Consider the following 21,637-nt stretch of genomic DNA (forward strand, 5'->3'; position numbering starts at 1 on the left):
AGTCAACGGCTGTAAACTAAGTACTAAAAAACTTAGTAACGAATTACTGTCCTATTACTACTTTTGGATATCGAATAATTTTATCTCCCAATTTGTATCCTTTTTCAACACAATCAATTATTTTTCCTTTTAAATCTTCTGATGGAGCAGGAATTTGTGTAATTGCTTCGTGAATTTCAGCATCAAACATATCTCCTTGTACAGTTTCTATTTTTGATAAGCCTTTCTGCTCTAAAGTATTGTAGAATTTTTGATAAATTAATACGACACCTTTTCTTAACTCTTCTAATTCTTGACCATCTTCAATATGTGGCAGCGCACGCTCAAAATCATCAACAATTGGCAGTAAAGATGTCATTAATTCTTGTCCGGCAGTTTTAAATAATTCTATTCTTTCTCTAGATGTTCTTTTTTTATAATTTTCAAACTCAGCAAACAAACGTAAAAATTTATCTTTTTCAGCTTGAATTAATTCATCTTGTGTAGGCTCTTCTTTTACAATTTCTACTTCAACTTCTTGATTTTCCTCAATTTGAACAGTTTTTTGTTCGTTATCTATTTCTTCTTCTTGGATATTTTCTTTTTTACTCATTTCTTTGTAATCGTTAAATTATACACCATTAATAGGCAAAAATGTTGCCAACAAAAAAATAGTGTCAATCTGACACTATTTTAATACTTATATTATCATGAAAGTCTTAATCTTCTATTCTTTCAATTTTAGCACCAATAGATTTTAAACGAGCCTCTATGTTTTCATAACCTCTATCTATTTGCTCAATATTATTGATGATACTTGTTCCATTTGCAGATAGCGCAGCAATTAATAATGAAATACCAGCTCTAATATCTGGTGAAGTCATTTTGGTTGCTTTTAATGCACTCTCAAAATTTTGACCAATAACTGTTGCTCTATGAGGATCACATAAAATAACTTTAGCGCCCATATCTATTAATTTATCTACGAAAAACAAACGGCTTTCAAACATCTTTTGATGTATTAAAACAGTTCCCTTTGCCTGTGTTGCAATCACTAAAACAATACTCAATAAATCGGGCGTAAATCCTGGCCAAGGAGCATCTGAAACTGTCAAAACAGATCCATCTATATAATTCTGAATCTCGTAAGATTTTTGTTCTGGAATATAAATATCATCCCCTCTTTTTTCAAATTGGATTCCTAGTTTTCTAAATACATTTGGAATTTGGCCTAAGTTTTCCCAACTTACATTTTTTATAGTCAATTCAGACTTTGTCATTACTGCAACACCAATCCAAGACCCAATTTCTATCATGTCTGGTAAAACTGTATGCTCGCAGCCCATTAGCTTCTTAACACCTTCAATTTTTAACAAATTAGAACCAACCCCTGTTATAGTTGCTCCCATAGAATTCAACATTTTACATAACTGTTGAATATATGGTTCACAAGCAGCATTATAGATGGTTGTAGTTCCTGTTGCTAAAACTGATGCCATTAGAATATTAGCAGTACCTGTTACAGATGCTTCATCTAGTAACATCTCTGTTCCAAATAATTCATCTGCTTCCACTCCATAAAAATATTCTTCTTTGTTATATCTAAATTTTGCTCCTAATCTAATAAAACCTTCAAAATGGGTATCTAAACGTCTGCGACCAATTTTATCTCCTCCAGGGCGCGGAATATAACCACGTCCGAAACGAGCCAGTAACGGACCAACTATCATAATAGACCCTCGTAATGAACCTCCATCTCTTTTAAAATCAGCAGATTCTAAATAGTCTAAATTAATTTCATCCGCTTGAAAAGCATAAGAGTTTCTATTTAATTTTTCAACTTTTACACCTAACTCTCCTAGTATAAAAATTAATTTATTTACATCAATAATGTCAGGAACGTTATTTACGACTACTCTTTCTGGAGTAAGTAAAACTGCACAAAGTATTTGTAAAACCTCATTTTTTGCTCCTTGTGGAGTAATTGTTCCTTTTAATTTATGACCGCCTTCAATTTTAAATGATGCCATATACTAATATTTTTTTCTGTTTTTGTGCTGGTTATTATGTGTTGGTTTCTTATGAGAACTTTTAGAACTATTGTGACCCTGTCCTTGTGTGCGAGGCTTTCTTAATAAATTTTTACTCTCAGAAAGTGCTTCTTTAGTATTTCTTAAATCTAACTTTCCATCAGATAAATCAAATAAATGCTTAAAAATTACAGCATCATCAACAGTATCTTTATTCCAGTTTAAATAACATTTTTTCATGTGATTAGCCACTGTAAATACGAGCGCTTCTTTTTTCTCACCATCTTCCCAACTCAAAGCAATATCTATCATTGTTTGAATGTTGTTTCCATAATAACGATATCTTGAAGCTGATTTTGGATATGCTAAGGCTTCCGGCTTTTCTCGCAACTCTTCCTTAGACGGCTGAGGATAGGGAGATTCTACATCTAATTTAAAATCTGCCATAATGTATAATTGATCCCAAAGTTTGTGCTTAAAATCTGGAACATCTCGTAAATGTGGTTGTAAATTCCCCATCACATCTACAATAGCTTTCGCCATTTTATCACGCTCTTCTTTAGTTTCTATAGCCAAACAGTGGTCTACTAATTTTTGAATATGTCTGCCGTATTCTGGTATAATCATTAACGGTCTTTCTGAATTGTACTCTAAATCGAATGTCATTTATTTATTTTTGAGAAGTATTCTCTATGTATTTTCTTTGTTCATTTTAATCACAAGAAAACACTAGAACTGACAAGTTATAATTTGTAGTTATTTAATGTTGCAAAATAACGATTTATTTTTAGTTTTATTAAAGATTTCTAACCAATCACTTTTAATTTTGCAAATTGCAATAATAGTTTCTTTTTTCCAACAGTTCCAAATTTAATTTCTGCCTTTTTATTTGGCCCATTTCCTTCTAAAGAAATCACTTCTCCGCTCCCAAATCTATTATGCTCAACAATATTTCCAACAACAATATTGCCATCAAATAAATTAGTTTTTGATGAAGCTTGCGATACTTTTTTTAAATTTTTAGGAATTATAATTTCCTTCTTTTTTGACAAATCACGCTCCATCTTTTTACGCTGAATCGGTTTTTGAAAACGAATTCCTTTTGGTGCGTCCTCAAAAATACTTTTATCTATAAACTTATTTATGGATGATTCAGGAGTTTTTTGGGCGATATAATGTAGATATTGATCATCTATTTCTTCTAAAAACCTACTCGGTTCTGCATCTACCAGTTTCCCCCATCGGTAACGAGTTTGTGCATAACTTAAATAAGCAACTTTCTCTGCTCTTGTTAAAGCTACATAAAACAATCTGCGCTCTTCTTCAAGTTCACTTCTTGTGCTCATACTCATTGCTGATGGAAATAGATTTTCCTCTAATCCAACAATATAAACATACATATATTCTAATCCTTTAGATTGATGAATCGTCATTAAGGACACACTTGGTTTGTCATCATCTTTTTTGGCATCAAAATCAGTAGCCAAAGCAACATCCTCTAAAAATGTGGTTAAAGAAGTGTCTTCTCCTTCTTCGATTTTATCAGTTATAAAATCTTTAATTCCATTTAATAATTCCTGTACATTCTCAACTTTACTAACAGCTTCTGGAGTTCCATCTTTTTCTAAATCTTTGATTAATTGCGTTTGTTTTACAACGATCTCAGCAATTTCAAAAGCATTTTTAGTTTGCGCTTCAATTTGCAATCGCAACATCATATTCATAAAATTCTGAAGTTTATTTTTAGTTCCAGAATTTATTTTTAAATCTATTTTATCAATATATTTAATAATGTCAAAAATAGATTTTTTATAATGATTTGCCGCTATCGTTAACTTATCTATGGTCGTTGCACCAATTCCACGAGCAGGATAATTAATAATTCTTTTTAACGCTTCTTCATCATTTGGATTGATTAGAATCCTTAAATAAGACAAAATATCTTTGATTTCCTTTCTCTGATAGAATGAAATTCCCCCATATATTTTATAATCAATTCCTTTTTTACGCAACGCATCTTCAATCGCTCTAGATTGAGAATTTGTTCTATACAAAACGCAAAAACTATCCGAACTTAATTGATGATTCATTTGGTTTTCCCAAATAGATTGTGCCACAAACCTACCTTCTTCTCCATCGGAAATTGTACGCATTACATTTATAGAGTCTCCATCATCATTACTCGTCCAAACTTCTTTATCTAACTTTGTTTTATTTCTTGCAATTACAGAATTTGCCGCATTCACTATATTTTTTGTGGATCTATAATTCTGTTCAAGCTTAAAGGTTTTTACATCAGGATAATCTTTTTGAAAATTTAAAATATTCTGAATATTTGCACCTCTAAAGCTATAGATACTTTGAGAATCATCACCAACAACACAAATATTTCCAAATTTATCAGCCAAAGCTCTAACAATAATATATTGGGAATGATTTGTATCTTGATACTCATCTACCATAATATATCTAAAACGATCTTGATATTTAGCTAAAGTCTCAGGAAAACGAGCCAACAATTCATTGGTTCTCAGCAATAAATCATCAAAATCCATAGCACCTGCTTTAAAACACCTGTCTACATAAGCTCGATAAATATCCCCTACTTTTGGTCGGCTTGCATGCAAATCTGCTTCTTGTAAATCAGCATTATTAAAATACGCCCTAACCGTTATAAGACTATTTTTAAAAGATGAAATTCGGCCTAAAATCTGTTTTGGTTTATACCGTTCTTTATCTAAATTCATTTCTTTAATAATTGATGAAATTAAACGAACTGAATCTTGTGTATCGTAAATAGTGAAATTTGATGGAAAGCCTAATTTATCTGCTTCTGATCGTAAAATTCTTGCAAAAACAGAATGGAAAGTTCCCATCCAAAGATTTTTAGCTTCACTAGACCCAACTACTCCAGCTATTCTTGCCTTCATTTCTTTTGCCGCTTTATTCGTAAATGTGAGCGATAAAATATTAAATGCGTCTACACCCTGCTGCATTAAATGCGCAATTCTGTATGTTAATACCCGTGTTTTACCAGAACCAGCACCTGCAATAATAATCATTGGTCCGTCTTTTTGCAAGACAGCTTGTTTTTGTGCTTCGTTTAAAGAATCTAAATAAGTATTCAATTGTTTGTTTTGAAAGTTTTTGAAAACGTGAATTTAGCCAAACTAATCGTTTTTTTAAAAGAAGATGGTTACTTTTTATTCACAAGTTATTAATTAAAAAGAAAGAACAATATCTGCTCATTTAATGTCAAAAAAAATTATAAATCTTAAGACATATCACCATTACTTTTTTAGTAGTAGAAAATAAAATTTATTTGAAATCTTTAAAGCAACCTATAAAAATTTTGATGAACATATAAAATATTGGCAGAGTTCATATCGCTAATCAACTCATTAAAATAAAGAAATAATTAGTAAAGCTCACAGAATCTGTTTTATTTATAGAAACATTGCGCTATTTTGATTTTAGACTATGTTTAGAAGCTCTATATTTGTGCTTGTATAAATATGCATGGTATTATGGAAGATAAAATATTAGAAAGTATTGGATATATTTTACCCGCCACAGTTACAGGTCTAGTAGCCTACTATATGTTTAAAGGGTTTATAAAACATCAAGATACTTCAAAAAAGTTAGCGCTTTTATCTGAAAGGAAAAAAGATACGCTACCCATAAGGTTGCAAGCTTACGAGCGCATGCTATTATTTTGTGAGCGAATTAATCCTATAAAAATGTTAGTTAGAATAAAACCGCTCTCTGAAAACAAACAAGATTATTTACAATTACTTATAGCGAATGTAGAACAAGAATTTGAACATAACTTGGTACAGCAAATCTACATTTCGGACGATTCTTGGACTGCAATTTTAGCGACTAAAAATGGGATTATAAATAAATTAAAAGAAGTTGCAGAAACATCAAACACTGCCCATGATTTAAGAGAAAATGTTATTATCTATTATGCTAAAAAATTACCGCCAACAGAGACTGCTATTTCTCTTATAAAAAATGAAGTACTGAGACTGTTATAATAAAAAATCTTCTTAATGAAAAGAAGATTTTTTATTCGGTAAAATATACTGAGAAACTTCGAAATCTAGAATTGCAATCTAACTCCTACTTTAAAGTTTCTACCTCTTGTAGAATACCCTAAAATATCATCATAATCTTCGTTTAATAAGTTGGTAACAGCACCAAATAAAGTTACTGTTTCATCTAGTAATTTATAATTTATAGCAAAATCTAATACTTGGTAACAAGATAAAGTAACATCGTCACCAGCTGTGCCAAAAGACCCATATCTATCAAAAATTGTTCTCTCACCAACGTTTCTATACGTTAAGTTCAAAAATGTATTTTTTAAAGTAGTAATATCCAAACCTACAACAATTTTACTTGCCGGAATGTAATCGTTAAAATCTTCAAATTCATCTTTTTTAATATGAGTATATGAAGCATTAATCCTTATATCATCTGTTGGAATTATTGACGTATTTATTTCAAAACCGTTAGCTTCAGAAGAACCATTTGCATATTTAAAAGTAGAACTACTATAAATTATTGCATCTTCCTCTTTTCTATTAAAATATACTGCGTCTAATTTTAACCAATCTTGGTAACTAGTATCAAAACCAAACTCAAAAGTTTTATTAGATTCTGGATTTAAATCCAGGTTTCCAGAAAAACCATCGTATAATTGATATAAACTCGGTGCAATAAACGCTGTACTAAATGACGTTAATAATTTAACAGAAATATTTTCATCTTTTAAAAGTGAATATGCAAGATTTCCATCATACACAAAATGATTTCCATATACATTATGAATGTTTAATCTACCACCAACATTTACACTTAAACCGTAATCAGATATATACACTAAACTTGCATAAGGATCTAAAGTATTAAAGTTAGCAATTCCTTTTTTAATTTCAGCAAAAGGGGTTACCGTATTATTACTATGTGTTTGATAATTCAAACCTGTAATCAATTGAATATTAGCTTTTTTAAACTCAAATTTATTTACTAGATCTAAATTTACACTTCTACCAACAAACTCATAACTGTCTAAAGTTCCTGCCCAAGAATTGTATTGTTTTAAGTCTCTCTCTAAAATATTTGTAGAGGCTAAAAAATAAGCTTGTCCGTTTCTATAATTCAATGTTGGTTTAATTCCAACTCTAAATTGTTCTTGATTTCCTGTGTTTAAATCACCATCTGCAAATGCTCCATCATCAAAATCGAACTCAAATTCATCATAATTTAAAAACGTTTCTACAGAAATTTTATCATTAATTTGATAACCTAACTTAACTAAAGCGTTTTTGCTATAAAATTTGTCGTTTTCAAACTCAGTATCCGTTTTACTTTTTGCAGAAGACATTCCATCTAAACCAGTTAAACTAAAAGAACCTAAAAAATTAAGTTTTCCTAATGTGCCATTTAGCGTAACATTCTGATTTTTATCAGAAAAACCACTTCCTGTTACATTTGAGGTATTATTTGTACCCATACTTGTTTCAAAAGAACCAGAAATTTTATCTTCAGAAGCTGTTTTTAAGATGATATTAATTACTGCAGTTGCAGCACCAGAACCATATAAGGTTGAGGAAGCTCCTTTTAAAATTTCAATAGTTTCAATTTGACTTACTGCCAATAAACGTAAATCAAATTCTTGGTTTATTGCCGATTGATCTGTTACGGGAACACCATCAATTAAAACTAAAACTTGTCTACTTCTTCCTCCTCTAATATTAATACTTCTTGGTTCTGCTGCATTGACATTTACACCTCTTACATCTATACCAGCAATATTATTTAATATTTCAATAACATTTTTACCTGCATTTTGTTGCAATTCTTTTTGAGTAATTTTGTGAATTACTTTACCAGTATTTTCCTTTTTTAAGTTGAATTTTGTTGCCGTTACAACAACCTCATCCAAAGTTTCTACATTTCCTTTTTTTGTTTCTTTTTGCTGCGCAGACAAGTTTGTGCTGACAAAACTAAATGCCATAACACCAACAATTAATAATTGTTTTTTCATTTTTAATTAATTTGATTTACAATAAATCAGGTAAATTTTGTGTACAAATATAGATTAGTACATAAACTTCTATCCCGAAAGTTTTTAACTCGTGAAAATGGCAGGTCTCCTGACTTGTTTTCATGTTATTCGACCTTCCCAACAATAATTGTCAGTGGTATAAGAATTAACAACATCCTCAATTGAGGCACTGAATCATATTCAGCATAAACTTACAGTTGCGGGAACAGTTCTAGATTTTAACTAGATTCCCTTTTAATTTGATATAAAATGAATTTTATATCAAAACCAAAATCGAGGCAAATATATATGCAATCTTATAAATAATCTAATAAAAACACTGGGAAATTTAATATCTTTAAGGTCTAATAATTTTGATAGTTATGAGAATTGAAAATGAATTAAAATTAGGTTTTAAAGACGTAATGATTCGCCCAAAAAGATCAACTTTAAAATCACGTTCACAAGTAACTTTAGAAAGAGAGTTTACTTTTCTACATAGTGATATAGTTTGGAAAGGAATACCAATAATGGCAGCAAATATGGATACTGTCGGTACTTTTGAAATGGCAAAAACATTAGGTAGACAAAATATTTTTACAGCAATTCATAAACATTATTCTCTTGACGAATGGAAAGATTTTGCATCTAGAGCTGATGAAATAATAATTAAAAATATTGCGATTAGTACGGGTACAGGAAAAGAGGATTCAGAAAAAGTGAAACAAATTTTAACTGAGTTTCCAAAAATAAATTTCATTTGTGTTGATGTTGCTAACGGCTATTCTGAAAATTTTGTAAATTTTGTAAAGAAAATGCGCGAAAATCACCCGAATAAAGTTATTATTGCTGGGAACGTGGTTACTGGTGAAATGGTTGAAGAATTATTATTAGCAGGAGCAGATATTATTAAAGTTGGAATTGGTCCTGGTTCTGTTTGTACAACAAGAATAAAAACGGGAGTTGGTTATCCACAATTATCTGCAATTATAGAATGTGCAGATGCTGCTCATGGAATGGGAGGTCAAATTATTTCTGATGGTGGTTGTAAAATTCCCGGCGATATTGCTAAAGCTTTTGGTGGCAGTGCAGATTTTGTAATGCTTGGAGGAATGCTTGCTGGTCACACACAAAGTGGTGGAAATTTAATTGAAAAAAATGGAGAAAAGTTTAAAATTTTTTATGGAATGAGTTCTGAAACAGCCATGAACAAACATGTTGGTGGTGTTGCAAATTATAGAGCTTCTGAAGGTAAAACTGTTGAAGTTCCTTTTAGAGGTGATGTGGAAGACACTATTACAGATATTTTAGGAGGAATTAGATCTACTTGCACCTATGTTGGCGCAAGAAGATTAAAAGAACTCACGAAAAGAACTACTTTTATTAGAGTACAAGAACAAGAAAATCAAGTGTATTCTAAATGAAAAATATAAATTTTATACCTGTTTTAATATACATTCTTATTTCAATTTCTTGTAAAAATGAAGTTATAAAAGTTGATATAAAACATCGGTTCGAAAATAATATTAAATACGCTAATGGATTTGATATTATTACAAAAAATGGAATCAAAAAATTGATTATTAAATCTCCATATCAAAATTCTAAAGATGTTTTTGAATATCAAATTAAGAATAAAACAGTACCCAAAAACATCAATAAAAATAATCTTATAATAGAAGTTCCCTTAACTAAAATTGTAGTGACTTCTACTACGCACATTCCAATGGTTGAATTATTGAATGAAGAAGCAACTGTTATCGGTTTTCCATATTCTAAATATGTCTCTTCAGAAAAAACAAGACAATTAATTGATTCCGGAAATATTACTGAAATAGGAAAAGAAAATTCTTTAAACACAGAAATTTTATTGGATTTAGAGCCAGAGATAGTAGTTGGGTATAGTGTTTCATCTGCGGACAAATCTTTAACAACCATTAAAAAAGCTGGTATTAACGTAATTTATAACGGAGATTGGCTCGAAGAAACACCCTTGGGTAGAGCAGAATGGATTAAATTTTTTGGAGTTTTATTCAATAAAGAAAAACAAGCCGATAGTATTTTTAAGATTATTGAAACTAATTATTTAGAAGCTAAAAAAATTGCATTAACAGCAATAAAAAAGCCAACTATTTTATCCGGAGCGATTATGAGTAAAGATATCTGGAATTTACCTGCTGGGAATAGTTTTGTAGCACAATTTTTAAAAGATGCAAACCTTGATTATCTATGGAAAAATTCTAAAGGAAAAGGAAGTTTATCTTTAAGTTTTGAGAGTGTTTTTGATAAAGGTGTAAATGCTGATTTTTGGATTGCTCCAGGCTATTTTTCAACTAAAGAACAACTTCTAAATAGTAATCAAATCTATACTAAGTTTAAAGCTTTCGAGAATGGAAACATCTATACTCCTTCTACAAAAAAAGGAACAACTGGAGGAGTTATTTATTATGAACTAGCGCCTACAAGACCAGATTTGGTTTTAAAAGATATTATAAAAATCACAAACACAGATTTGTTGCCGGATTACAAAATGACATTTTTTCAGAAAATGAAATAACTACTATTTTTTATTAAGTATTTTTCTTTAGATATTTTTTTATTTTTTAAAATAAAAAAACCCCAGATAAATCTAGGGTTATACTTAAAAATTTGGAAGATAAGTAGGGATCATCAGCCATTGTAAATTTAGTAAAAAACTACAGAAAATAATCTGCTAAAATGGGTGGTTTTAGGGTGGTTTTTAAACATATTAAGTAATAAACTTGATTTTATTATAAATTCAAAGCTTCTTTTCTACTTTTAATTTTTAACTTATCATAAATATTTTTTACGTGGAACTTTACAGTATTTACAGAAATATGCACAATATCGGCTATTTCTTTATTTGATTTCTCTGATAAAATTAAATTAAAAATTTGTCTTTCTCTTAAACTTAATTTTTTCATATTAACCTCTACCAAAAACTCTTTATTTTTAGAGTTTTTATTCTTTAAAAGTTTAGAGTAATTTATAATTTCAGTTGTCATTTGTATATTTTCTTTCCTTAACATTTTCATCCTATATAAAACCGCAAAAGAAAGAATTATCATTTCTAAGAATGCTCCAATTTTTATTGTTCTAGCCTCTACATTAATTACAGATACACCTAAAAATTTTAAAATATAAAAATCAATTCCACAAAATAATATAATTACATATGCAAATGCAAAAATTTTAGTGTATCTGTTTTTTTTAAATAATAAAACAGCAGGCAGCCAATTAGCTACGAGTATTATAAATACTAAAATATTTAAAAACAATAGATAGTAATAATTTATTTGATTTATGCATAAGAGTCCTAAAATAATTATCAAAATATAACTAAACCTTTTAAGTTTCGGATAATATTCATTTGAAAACAAGTAACTATTTGCAAATTTAGAAGAAAAATAAGCTATCGAAAAACCATTCAAAACCAATAAAAAATTATTGATTTTTTCACTAATATTATAAAAATTCAACATTCCATCCATAGTGAAAATAGCAAAACTAATACTTGTTAAAAATAAAGCATAATATAAGAAGGCGTCATCTTTAAAAACCTGATAGTAGAATAAATTGTATATAATTATTAGAAAAGTAAAACCATAATAAAAACCATTTAAAAGAAATTGATTACTTTCTTTTAAAAGCATTTCGCTTTCACTTTTTAGTTCTACCGGAATATAGGCGTGAAGTTTAGGTGTTACTCTTATATAAAAATCATTATCTCTTGAAAAACGATAACTTAAATACCTTTGATTTTGAAGTTTTTCATATTTAACAGCATTTTGAAAAGCCTTTGCACTATTAATTCTTTCGTATAAAATTCTAAAAATATATTTTGAATCTGTTTTTATTGCAGGAATTTTAAACCAATAACTATCATTTGAGTGCTTGTCTAAAATTTGATCTTCTAAAAGTATAAACTGAGCTTTTTCTATATTATTAATAGAAAAATTATGATTAGAATCTTTTAAAAAATAAATTTTTGTTTGTGAAAAAACAGATAATTGTAATAAAAATAATAATAGAAAAAAATTAAACTTCATGTTTCGTTTTTACCCAACAGTTCAATTTCAAATATAATCATAAAAAGCTTTCTGTTAAAATATTATCCAATATTCGGAATTCGAAAAAGCAATGACATTAATTACCTGACCAACAGTATTTATTGCATTATAAATAGGAATAATGAGATCTAAACTAATTAATTAGTAAACAATTTCTGTAAATTTTAAAACAATTCATTACAAATTATTTATCCTGTTTTTCTAATGTATTTTCGCGAATGTATAAATATAGCGGGAGCGTAAAGGCTATCGCAGTTATGAAAGTTAACGGAATTAAAATCCACCAATATTTTATTTTTAATTTAATCGATTCTGGAATCATAAAAACAAAAAAAGTGAGCACAACAACTGTTAAATCAGCACCAAAAGATTTCCCTGCGAAATTAGATTGTGCATCCTTAAAAAAATTGATTAAAGAAGGGCTTTCTGCAGTTTGAAAATATTGAATATTATAATACCAGGTATATGTAATACCCAAAATCGCTAATCCTAAAAATAAATGTTTACGTCTCATAATTAAATATTTTTAATAAAATGATTCTTATCCTTATTTGAAGTACATTAAAATAATTTTGTTTGATTTTCATCATCTCTCTTCTTTTCTTCTGCTTTCTTTTTTGCTATAGATTTTTGCAAAGCAATTTTTGCTTTTTCTGCAGCCGAAAGCTCCTCTGAAATTGGTTTTTCAGTCAGGGTTTTGGGAACCTCAATAGGTAACTTATCTTCAATAACGACCTCATTAATCACTTCTATTTCTTCAGGAATTTCTTTTTGTTTTTCTTCAAAAGGTAGTGATTCTAGTAAACTGACTTGTTTTATTTTCTCTGTAGTTAATTGATTTCCTTGCGCCTTTATTCCTTTGACAGCAATAAATTCTTCAAAATTAACTTCTTGATTTTCTAAACTGCGCTTAGAGTATTGAATTTCAGCAATTGGTCTATAATCTGTAGCCACGATTTCTAATTGTGATTTGGGATGTTCAGAAATAAAAACCTCCTCCTTTTCTGTTGTTTCCATCAAGAAACGTTTTACATAATAACGTTCTTTTTCTCCATCAAAATAAATAGCCGAAATCGGTTTATTAGATTTCCATTTTTCTAACACAATAATATCATCTTCAAAATGCATGGCTAAATTCGGTTTTACAGCTTTTGCTTTTCCACTTTGAGTAATAATTAGCAGCTTATCTTCAGCTCTGAAATCGCCCAGCAATTCGCCTCTTTCATCAACATTTAATCGTTGTACACTATCATCAAACCAAATTTTACGGGGTTTTAGAGTAGAAACGCCTTCCGATTTAAAATCAACAGATTTTATAGAGTATTTTGTAATTAAATTGCCTTTTACGGCTCTTCCTTTTACATGTAGATCTGCAAAATCTATATCCCATTTTAGTTTTTTTACGCTTCCTACAGACCGCAAATTTATAGTAACAACTTCCGCTTCTCCATTTAGATTTGCAGTAAAATAGTGCACAAGGGATCCTTTATTTCCGTTCGTTAAATCGTATTCTTTATCTCTTGTAACCGCCGTTACATTAAAACGTTTCATATACGATGGACCTCTAGCACCATCCCGATACATAAAATTATAAACTGTTCTTTTATCTTTCTTTTTGAAGACTGCAACATAAATAATGTCTTTACCTACAAAAGTCTTTGAATCAACTTTTGTAACTGTCATTTTACCATCTTTTCTAAAAACAATTATATCATCTATATCAGAACAATCTGTCACAAATTCATCTCTTTTTAGTGATGTACCAATAAAGCCCTCTATTCTATTTACATAAAGTTTTGCATTATTCATTGCTACTTTTGAAGCAACAATATCATCAAAAATTCTAATCTCTGTTTTGCGTTCTTTCCCTTTTCCGTATGTCTCTTTTAAACGTTTAAAATAGTTGACCGCATATTCTATTAAGTTTGCTAAATATTCTTTAACAACTCCAATCTTATCTTCTAAACCCTCTATAAATTGTTTAGCTTTGTCAATATCAAATTTTGATATTTTCTTAATTCGAATTTCAGTTAAACGGGCAATATCTTCTTCTGTAATTGCTCGTTTTAAATTTTTTATATAGGGTTGTAAACCTAAATCAATAGCTTTAATTACACCTTCCCATGTTTCTTCCTCTTCTATATCTCGATAGATTCTATTTTCTATAAAAATTCTTTCTAAAGATGAAAAATGCCATTGTTCTTCTAATTCATTTAGTTGAATTTCTAATTCCTTTTTTAACAAATTAACAGTTAAATCTGTTGAATGTTTTAACATTTCTGAAACTCCAACAAAGACTGGCTTGTTATTTTCAATGGTGCAGGCTAATGGTGAAATTGAAGTTTCACAGTTTGTGAACGCATACAAGGCATCAATACTTTTATCTGGCGAAACATTTGGAGGCAAATGAACCAAAATCTCTACTTTTGCAGCAGTATTATCTTCAATCTTTTTTATCTTGATTTTACCTTTATCATTCGCTTTTAAAATACTATCTATTAAAGACACGGTTGTTGTAGAAAACGGAATTTCATTAATCACCAAAGTTTTCTTATCCAACTGCGAAATTTTAGCACGAACACGCACTTTTCCTCCCCTTTTTCCATCATTATAATTCGTAAAATCTGCAATTCCGCCAGTTAAAAAATCAGGCAAAATTTTAAAACTTCTTCCTTTTAAATATTTGATAGAGGCATCTATCAGTTCAATAAAATTATGTGGTAATATTTTTGTTGATAAACCAACTGCAATTCCCTCTGCACCTTGTGCTAATAGCAAAGGAAACTTTACAGGTAAATCAATTGGCTCTTTCCTACGACCATCATAAGACATTTTCCAATCCGTAGTTTTCGGATTAAAAACAACGTCAAGAGCGAACTTCGATAAACGAGCCTCAATGTAACGAGAAGCCGCCGCGCGGTCTCCTGTTAAAATATTCCCCCAATTCCCTTGCATATCAATCAGTAATTCTTTCTGACCAATTTGCACCATTGCATCTGCAATAGAAGCGTCTCCATGAGGATGGTACTGCATTGTATGACCAACAATATTCGCTACCTTATTATAACGACCATCGTCTAAATCTTTCATAGAATGCATAATTCTACGCTGCACAGGCTTTAAACCGTCTTCTAAAGATGGTACCGCTCTCTCTAAAATCACATACGAAGCATAGTCTAAAAACCACTCCTTGTACATTCCTGTAACTTTGGTAATAGTTTCAACAGAATCGTTATCATTATCAAGAATTTCTTCTTGATTTTCCAGATTTGTTAATTCTTCTTCGTGTTCGTTTTCGTTTATTTCTTCACTCATATTCTAAACTTCCTCTTCAATAGTATCCAACTCAACTTTTAAGTTTTCGATGATAAACTTCTGTCTATCCGGAGTATTTTTACCCATATAGAATTGTAACATACTTTCTATAGACATTTCTTTGTCTAACATTACAGGATCTAAACGAATGTCATCACCAATAAAATGAACAAACTCATTTGGAGAAATCTCACCTAAACCTTTAAATCTTGTAATCTCTGGCTTTCCTCTTAATTTACTAATGGCTTCACGTTTTTCCTCATCAGAATAACAATAGAATGTTTGTTTTTTATTTCTGACTCTAAATAATGGAGTTTCTAAAATATATAAATGCCCTTCTTTGATTAATTCGGGGAAAAATTGTAGAAAAAAAGTGATCAATAACAACCGAATATGCATTCCATCTACATCCGCATCTGTAGCAATTACTATATTATTATAACGCAAATCTTCTAAACCATCTTCTATATTTAATGCCGCTTGCAATAAATTAAACTCCTCGTTTTCATATACAATCTTTTTGCTTAATCCATAGGAATTCAAAGGCTTTCCTTTTAAACTAAAAACCGCTTGCGTGTTTACATTTCTGGATTTTGTAATAGAACCAGAAGCTGAATCTCCCTCAGTGATAAATAATGTTGATTCTAGATAAGCTTCCTTTTTAGTATCTCCTAAATGGATTCTGCAATCTCTTAATTTTTTATTATGTAAACTCGCTTTTTTAGCTCTGTCTTTGGCTAATTTACGTATTCCTGAAAGTTCTTTTCTTTCTTTTTCAGCTTGAACAATCTTTCTTTGAAGCTTTTCTGAAACATCATTATTTCTATGAAGAAAATTATCAAGTTTTGTTTTTACAAAATCATTGATATAGGTTCTAACAGTTGGTAAATCTCCTCCCATTTCTGTTGAACCTAACTTTGTTTTTGTCTGACTTTCAAAAATAGGCTCCATTACTTTTATTGCTATCGCAGATATGATAGATTTGCGAATATCTGAAGCTTCAAAGTTCTTCCCAAAAAATTCCCGAATTGTTTTTACAATAGATTCCCTAAATGCTGCTTGATGTGTTCCTCCTTGAGTTGTATGTTGCCCATTTACAAACGAATGATATTCCTCTGAATATTGAGTCTTACTGTGCGTTATAGCAATTTCAATATCTTGACCTTTTAAATGAATTATAGGATACAACATATCATCTTTATTGTTGTTATCTTCTAATAAATCTTTTAATCCATTTTCTGAAAAGAATTTTTCTCCATTAAAAATAATCGTCAAACCAGGATTTAAATACACATAATTCTTAAGCATTTTTGCTACATACTCATTTCTGAATTTATATTTCTTAAAAATTTCTTCATCTGGCACAAATGAAACTTTTGTTCCTTTTCTTCGAGAAGTTTCTTCTAAAAAATCTTGGTTATTTAAATTTCCTTGACTGAATTCTGCTGAAGCTGATTTTCCATCACGTGAAGATTCAACTCTGAAAAAAGAGGAAAGTGCATTTACCGCTTTCGTACCAACCCCATTTAGACCTACAGATTTTTTAAATGCTTTTGAATCGTATTTCCCTCCAGTATTCATTTTAGAGACTACGTCTACTACTTTTCCTAAAGGAATTCCACGACCATAATCTCTAACCGTTACTTTTGTTCCCTGAATAGAAATTTCGATAGTTTTCCCAGCTCCCATTACATATTCATCAATAGAATTATCTAAAACTTCTTTTACGAGTATGTAAATTCCATCATCTGGAGAAGAACCGTCTCCTAATTTACCAATGTACATTCCTGGACGCATTCTAATATGCTCTTTCCAATCTAAAGACCTGATATTATCTTCTGTATATTTTGTTTCTTGACTCATGAAATGTCTTGCTGTTGTTAAGCTTGAAGCCTTGCTAAAATAGCATTAAACTAACAAAAATAAAACAGCGCTGATAATTAGTTATCAACAGGATTTCAACCAAATAAATCAATAAGTTCAAGGTAAAAATCACAAATAAAAACAATATGTTATATTTTTAAACAAATCATTTTTTATTACACAATTTAAGTACTTTTGGTATCAGAAATTAAATAAAAACACATTGGAAAGAACACAACTTTTAAACATAGCGAATAAATACGGTAGTCCCTTATATGTTTATGATACAGATAAAATTGAATCGCAATACAACAGATTAACTGATGCCTTTAGCAGTGTTAAAAACTTAAAATTAAATTATGCAGTAAAAGCATTAAGTAATATTAATATTTTAAAGTTTTTTAAAAATATTGGTGCGGGTTTAGACACTGTTTCTATTCAAGAAGTGCAGTTAGGTTTAACAACGGGAATTGATCCAAAGAAAATAATATTTACACCAAATGGGGTTTCTTTAAATGAGATTGAAGAAGTTGCTAAATTAGGTGTTCAAATTAATATTGATAATCTTTCTATTTTAGAATTATTCGGACAAAAACATCCTGAAATTCCGGTTTGTATACGCATCAACCCACATATTATGGCAGGTGGAAATTCCAAAATTTCTGTAGGACATATTGATTCAAAATTCGGAATCTCAATACATCAAGTACCTCACATTAAGCGTGTTGTAGAAAATACAGGTATGAATATCAACGGAATTCATATGCATACAGGTTCGGATATTTTAGATATCGATACTTTTTTGCGTGCTACAGAAATTTTGTTTGATGTTACAAAACAGTTTGATAACATAGATTTTATTGATTTCGGAAGTGGATTTAAAGTTCCTTATAAAGAAGGAGATATTTCTACAGATATTGAGCAATTAGGATTACAATTATCGGAAAGATTTAATGAATTTTGTGTGGAATATGGAAAAGAAATTACACTAATGTTTGAACCTGGAAAATTTTTAGTTTCTGACGCAGGTGTTTTTCTAGCAAAAGTAAATGTTGTAAAACAAACAACTTCTACCGTTTTTGCACATGTAGATTCTGGTTTTAATCATTTAGTTAGACCAATGATGTATGACTCTTATCATCATATTACAAATATATCTAATCCCAAAGGAAGAGATCGTTACTATTCTGTTGTCGGTTATATTTGTGAAACAGATACTTTTGGATCGAACAGAAGAATAGCAGAAATTTCTGAAGAAGATGTGTTATGTTTCCATAATGCTGGTGCTTATTGTTTCTCAATGGCCTCAAACTACAACTCCCGTTATTTACCTGCGGAAGTCATGTTATATAAAGGAAAAGACTATTTAATTAGAAAAAGACAAACCATTCAAGATATTTTAAACAATCAAGAAATTGTTGAATTTTCTAAAATTGAAAAGAACACGAGAACTGAAATTCCTGTTTAAAAATAAAAAAGTAAATTTAGCCACGAAATCACAAATATTAATTTTGTCTTTTCGTGGCTTTTTTATTTAAAATAGATATTATGAAATTACAACTTTCTACTTCAGAAAATATTTCTAAAATTATGCAAATCATAGATGATGCAAAAGAACTTTTAGCATCTTTAAAAATTGATCAATGGCAAAATGGTTACCCAAATGCAGCACAAGTTGAACAAGATATTTTGAATGGAGAAAGTTATATTGTTTTAAATGATGAAAATAAAGTAATAGCAACTTCTATGTTTACTATAAATCCTGAACCAACTTACAAGGTTATTGATGGGAAATGGATAATTAATGAATCTAAAGTTTATGGTGTAATTCATAGAATGGCAATTAAAAAAGAATTTAGAAAATTAGGATTAGCAACTTTTCTTTTTGATGAATTTCACCAACAATTAAAAGAAAAAAATATAGAAAGTTTAAAAATTGACACACATGAAGATAATCTTGGAATGCAATCTTTAATAAAAAAATTAGGCTATCAATATTGTGGTATTATCTATACCAATTATGATGCTAAAAGATTGGCTTATGAAAAAATTATAGATTGATAAAACAATTTAAAAAGTATATTAGCAACCTCATAAAATCATTTTTATGAGGTTATTTTTTTAGTCGATTTTATAAAAATAAAAATGCAACTACTCTCATACTTACAAAAACAAACGCAACTATCAGAAAAATCTTTAAAGAATACTATTTCATTATTAAATGAAGATGCTACAATTCCTTTTATATCTAGATATAGAAAGGAAATGACTGATAATTTAGATGAAGTTCAAATTGGTGAAATCGTAAAATTTAAAGAAATTTATGAAGCATTAGAAAAGCGAAAAAAAACCATCTTAAAAGCATTAGAAGATCAAAATGTTTTAACAATTGAATTAACTCAAAAAGTAAACAGTTCTAGACATTTAACTTCTTTAGAAGATTTATATTTACCTTTTAAAAAGAAACGTAAAACCAAAGCAGAAACTGCACGTTTACAAGGTTTAGAACCTTTGGCTAAAATGATAATGAGTCAGCGTGTAAATAATTTAGAAGTTACTGCTTCAAAATATACTTCCAACGAAGTTGAAACGATTGAAGATGCTTTAGAAGGCGCTCGCTTTATAATTGCAGAATGGATTAACGAACGTAAAGATATTAGAGACAATATTAGACATCAAATCCAGCGTTTTTCGATCATTTTATCTAAAGCAATTAAAGTAAAAATTGATATTGAAAAAGCACAAAAATTTAAAGATTATTTTGATTGGAGTGAATCTTTAAGTAGAATTCCATCCCACAGATTATTGGCTATTTTACGCGCAGAAAGTGAAGGTTTTATTCGTGTGAAAATTGAAATTGACAAAGAGAGAATACTTCAGAAAATGGAAAATCGAATAATTCGCTCTCAAAACGAGTGTTCAGATCAAATAAAATTAGCTATTCAAGATGCCTATAAACGTTTATTATTTCCATCTTTATCAAATGAAGCTTTGTCCGTTGCAAAAGAAAAATCAGATGATGCGGCAATTTCTGTTTTTGCAAAAAACTTAAAACAATTATTATTAGGCGCCCCTTTGGGAGAGAAAAGAGTTTTGGCAATTGATCCTGGATTTAAATCAGGTTGTAAAGTTGTTTGCTTAAGTAAACAAGGAGATTTATTACATAATGAAACTATTTTTCCTCACCCTCCTCAAAATCAAAAAATTGAAGCGATTAAAAAAATTAGTTCTTTAACGGATGCTTATAAAATTGAAGCGATTGCTATTGGAAACGGAACAGCTTCAAGAGAAACTGAACAAATTGTTAAAAAAATTCAGTTTAAAAATGAAGTTGAAATTTTTGTTGTAAGTGAGGCTGGAGCGTCTATTTATTCCGCTTCCAAAATTGCAAGAGATGAATTCCCTAATTACGATGTTACAGTGCGTGGTTCCGTTTCTATTGGTAGAAGATTAGCTGATCCTTTGGCTGAATTGGTAAAGATTGATGCAAAATCAATTGGAGTTGGCCAATATCAGCATGATGTAGATCAACCAAAACTAAAAAAATCTTTAGACGCTGTTGTTGTGAGTTGTGTAAATACAGTGGGTGTAAATATAAATACAGCTAGTGAATCTTTGTTGAGTTATGTTTCTGGAATTGGGCCAAAAATTGCAGAAAACATTGTAAATTATAGAAATAAAAATGGTTCTTTTACTTCTAGAACTGCTATAAAAAAAGTGCCTCGTTTAGGCGGAAAAGCGTTTGAACAAGCTGCTGGTTTTTTACGAATTAAGAATGCAAAGAATCCGTTAGATAATTCTGGTGTGCATCCAGAAAGTTATGCTTTAGTTGATAAAATGGCAAAAGACAACAAAAAGAAAGTTGCCGATTTTATTGGAAATAAGGAAGTTCTACAACAGATTAATTTGAAAAAATATATTTCTGAAACTGTTGGTTTACCTACATTAGAAGATATTATTAAAGAATTAGAAAAACCTGGAGTTGATCCAAGAGCAAAAGCGTTTTCTTTTGATCAAAATATTAAAACAATTTCAGATTTAAGAACAGGACAATTATTACCAGGAATTGTAAACAACATTACCAATTTTGGTTGTTTTGTAGACATCGGAATCAAAGAAAGTGGTTTAATTCACGTTTCTAATTTATCTGATACTTTTGTGAAAGATGTGAACGCAATTGTGGCTTTAAATCAGCAAATTTTAGTAAAAGTGTTAGAAGTTGATGTTGATCGGAAGAGAATTCAATTGGCTTTGGTGAAGTAGGTTTTTAATTAATAACTTTACTATAAAATCCTAAATATTTT

The 21,637-nt window shown here is 29.6% G+C and carries 15 protein-coding genes and 1 riboswitch; of the genes, 6 read left to right on the forward strand and 9 right to left on the reverse strand.

The genetic code is table 11. From position 1 onward, the window contains the following. Positions 1-43: 43 nt before the first annotated feature. From ATE90_RS06140 to ATE90_RS06155, 4 genes are all read right to left on the reverse strand, one after another. Positions 44-592 carry a nucleotide exchange factor GrpE gene (locus tag ATE90_RS06140; protein WP_101451043.1) on the reverse strand — a complete coding sequence of 183 codons (549 nt, stop codon included), beginning with the start codon at positions 590-592 and terminating at the stop codon, positions 44-46. 106 nt (positions 593-698) lie between these two features. After that, positions 699-2,009, reverse strand: coding sequence for a UDP-N-acetylglucosamine 1-carboxyvinyltransferase (gene murA, locus ATE90_RS06145; RefSeq protein ID WP_101451044.1), 1,311 nt, complete (start codon positions 2,007-2,009; stop codon positions 699-701). Between the two features lie 3 nt (positions 2,010-2,012). Continuing rightward, positions 2,013-2,675: a DUF4290 domain-containing protein gene (locus tag ATE90_RS06150; RefSeq protein ID WP_036786260.1), complete on the reverse strand. Its 663-nt coding sequence runs from the start codon at positions 2,673-2,675 to the stop codon at positions 2,013-2,015. 140 nt (positions 2,676-2,815) lie between these two features. Further along, positions 2,816-5,137 carry an ATP-dependent helicase gene (locus ATE90_RS06155; protein ID WP_101451045.1) on the reverse strand — a complete coding sequence of 774 codons (2,322 nt, stop codon included), beginning with the start codon at positions 5,135-5,137 and terminating at the stop codon, positions 2,816-2,818. 399 nt (positions 5,138-5,536) lie between these two features. Between ATE90_RS06155 and ATE90_RS06160 the strand changes: the two genes are divergently transcribed. Further along, positions 5,537-6,049 carry a DUF7935 family protein gene (locus ATE90_RS06160; RefSeq protein WP_036788182.1) on the forward strand — a complete coding sequence of 171 codons (513 nt, stop codon included), beginning with the start codon at positions 5,537-5,539 and terminating at the stop codon, positions 6,047-6,049. 65 nt (positions 6,050-6,114) lie between these two features. On the opposite strand, the gene ATE90_RS06165 is transcribed toward ATE90_RS06160, so the two are convergent. Then, on the reverse strand, positions 6,115-8,064 hold the full coding sequence (locus ATE90_RS06165; RefSeq protein WP_101451046.1) for a TonB-dependent receptor plug domain-containing protein: 1,950 nt from the start codon (positions 8,062-8,064) through the stop codon (positions 6,115-6,117). Positions 8,065-8,146: 82 nt separating this feature from the next. After that, positions 8,147-8,372: riboswitch (cobalamin riboswitch) on the reverse strand. A 75-nt stretch (positions 8,373-8,447) separates the two neighbouring features. Between ATE90_RS06165 and ATE90_RS06170 the strand changes: the two genes are divergently transcribed. Both ATE90_RS06170 and ATE90_RS06175 read left to right on the forward strand, forming a co-directional pair. After that, positions 8,448-9,488 carry a GMP reductase gene (locus ATE90_RS06170; RefSeq protein ID WP_036786257.1) on the forward strand — a complete coding sequence of 347 codons (1,041 nt, stop codon included), beginning with the start codon at positions 8,448-8,450 and terminating at the stop codon, positions 9,486-9,488. Continuing rightward, positions 9,485-10,621, forward strand: coding sequence for an ABC transporter substrate-binding protein (locus ATE90_RS06175; protein WP_101451048.1), 1,137 nt, complete (start codon positions 9,485-9,487; stop codon positions 10,619-10,621). Before ATE90_RS06170 ends, ATE90_RS06175 begins: the two co-directional genes overlap by 4 nt. Positions 10,622-10,835: 214 nt before the next feature. On the opposite strand, the gene ATE90_RS06180 is transcribed toward ATE90_RS06175, so the two are convergent. The 4 genes from ATE90_RS06180 to ATE90_RS06195 all read right to left on the reverse strand — a co-directional run bounded on the left by ATE90_RS06180 (position 10,836) and on the right by ATE90_RS06195 (position 17,333). Further along, positions 10,836-12,134, reverse strand: coding sequence for a 7TM diverse intracellular signaling domain-containing protein (locus ATE90_RS06180; protein ID WP_101451050.1), 1,299 nt, complete (start codon positions 12,132-12,134; stop codon positions 10,836-10,838). Between the two features lie 205 nt (positions 12,135-12,339). Continuing rightward, complete coding sequence (locus ATE90_RS06185) at positions 12,340-12,669, reverse strand: DUF2834 domain-containing protein (protein WP_101451052.1); 330 nt, start codon at positions 12,667-12,669, stop codon at positions 12,340-12,342. Between the two features lie 47 nt (positions 12,670-12,716). Further along, positions 12,717-15,470: a DNA gyrase/topoisomerase IV subunit A gene (locus ATE90_RS06190; RefSeq protein WP_101451054.1), complete on the reverse strand. Its 2,754-nt coding sequence runs from the start codon at positions 15,468-15,470 to the stop codon at positions 12,717-12,719. A 3-nt stretch (positions 15,471-15,473) separates the two neighbouring features. After that, complete coding sequence (locus ATE90_RS06195; RefSeq protein ID WP_101451056.1) at positions 15,474-17,333, reverse strand: DNA topoisomerase IV subunit B; 1,860 nt, start codon at positions 17,331-17,333, stop codon at positions 15,474-15,476. Between the two features lie 223 nt (positions 17,334-17,556). Here ATE90_RS06195 and lysA point away from each other — a divergent pair, with 223 nt between their 5' ends. The 3 genes from lysA to ATE90_RS06210 all read left to right on the forward strand — a co-directional run bounded on the left by lysA (position 17,557) and on the right by ATE90_RS06210 (position 21,596). Continuing rightward, positions 17,557-18,801 (forward strand): diaminopimelate decarboxylase, encoded by a 1,245-nt coding sequence (gene lysA, locus ATE90_RS06200; protein WP_101451058.1) that lies wholly within the window; start codon positions 17,557-17,559, stop codon positions 18,799-18,801. An 80-nt stretch (positions 18,802-18,881) separates the two neighbouring features. Next, the gene (locus ATE90_RS06205; RefSeq protein ID WP_101451060.1) at positions 18,882-19,394 is read left to right on the forward strand and encodes a GNAT family N-acetyltransferase; all 513 of its coding nucleotides are present in this window, start codon (positions 18,882-18,884) and stop codon (positions 19,392-19,394) included. 84 nt (positions 19,395-19,478) lie between these two features. Next, entirely contained in the window at positions 19,479-21,596 is a 2,118-nt protein-coding gene (locus ATE90_RS06210; protein ID WP_101451062.1) for a Tex family protein, read from the forward strand. Positions 21,597-21,637 lie beyond the last annotated feature (41 nt).

The sequence above is a fragment of the Polaribacter sp. Hel1_33_96 genome (assembly GCF_002846595.1).
GTDB lineage: Bacteria > Bacteroidota > Bacteroidia > Flavobacteriales > Flavobacteriaceae > Polaribacter.

Bases quoted from the DNA above. Each gene is read 5' to 3' on its own strand.
- ATE90_RS06140 (WP_101451043.1), bottom strand. From the start codon at position 592: ATGAGTAAAAAAGAAAATATCCAAGAAGAAGAAATAGATAACGAACAA.
- murA (WP_101451044.1), bottom strand. From the start codon at position 2,009: ATGGCATCATTTAAAATTGAAGGCGGTCATAAATTAAAAGGAACAATT.
- ATE90_RS06150 (WP_036786260.1), bottom strand. From the start codon at position 2,675: ATGACATTCGATTTAGAGTACAATTCAGAAAGACCGTTAATGATTATA.
- ATE90_RS06160 (WP_036788182.1), top strand. From the start codon at position 5,537: ATGGAAGATAAAATATTAGAAAGTATTGGATATATTTTACCCGCCACA.
- ATE90_RS06165 (WP_101451046.1), bottom strand. From the start codon at position 8,064: ATGAAAAAACAATTATTAATTGTTGGTGTTATGGCATTTAGTTTTGTC.
- ATE90_RS06170 (WP_036786257.1), top strand. From the start codon at position 8,448: ATGAGAATTGAAAATGAATTAAAATTAGGTTTTAAAGACGTAATGATT.
- ATE90_RS06175 (WP_101451048.1), top strand. From the start codon at position 9,485: ATGAAAAATATAAATTTTATACCTGTTTTAATATACATTCTTATTTCA.
- ATE90_RS06180 (WP_101451050.1), bottom strand. From the start codon at position 12,134: ATGAAGTTTAATTTTTTTCTATTATTATTTTTATTACAATTATCTGTT.
- ATE90_RS06185 (WP_101451052.1), bottom strand. From the start codon at position 12,669: ATGAGACGTAAACATTTATTTTTAGGATTAGCGATTTTGGGTATTACA.
- ATE90_RS06190 (WP_101451054.1), bottom strand. From the start codon at position 15,470: ATGAGTGAAGAAATAAACGAAAACGAACACGAAGAAGAATTAACAAAT.
- ATE90_RS06195 (WP_101451056.1), bottom strand. From the start codon at position 17,333: ATGAGTCAAGAAACAAAATATACAGAAGATAATATCAGGTCTTTAGAT.
- ATE90_RS06205 (WP_101451060.1), top strand. From the start codon at position 18,882: ATGAAATTACAACTTTCTACTTCAGAAAATATTTCTAAAATTATGCAA.
- ATE90_RS06210 (WP_101451062.1), top strand. From the start codon at position 19,479: ATGCAACTACTCTCATACTTACAAAAACAAACGCAACTATCAGAAAAA.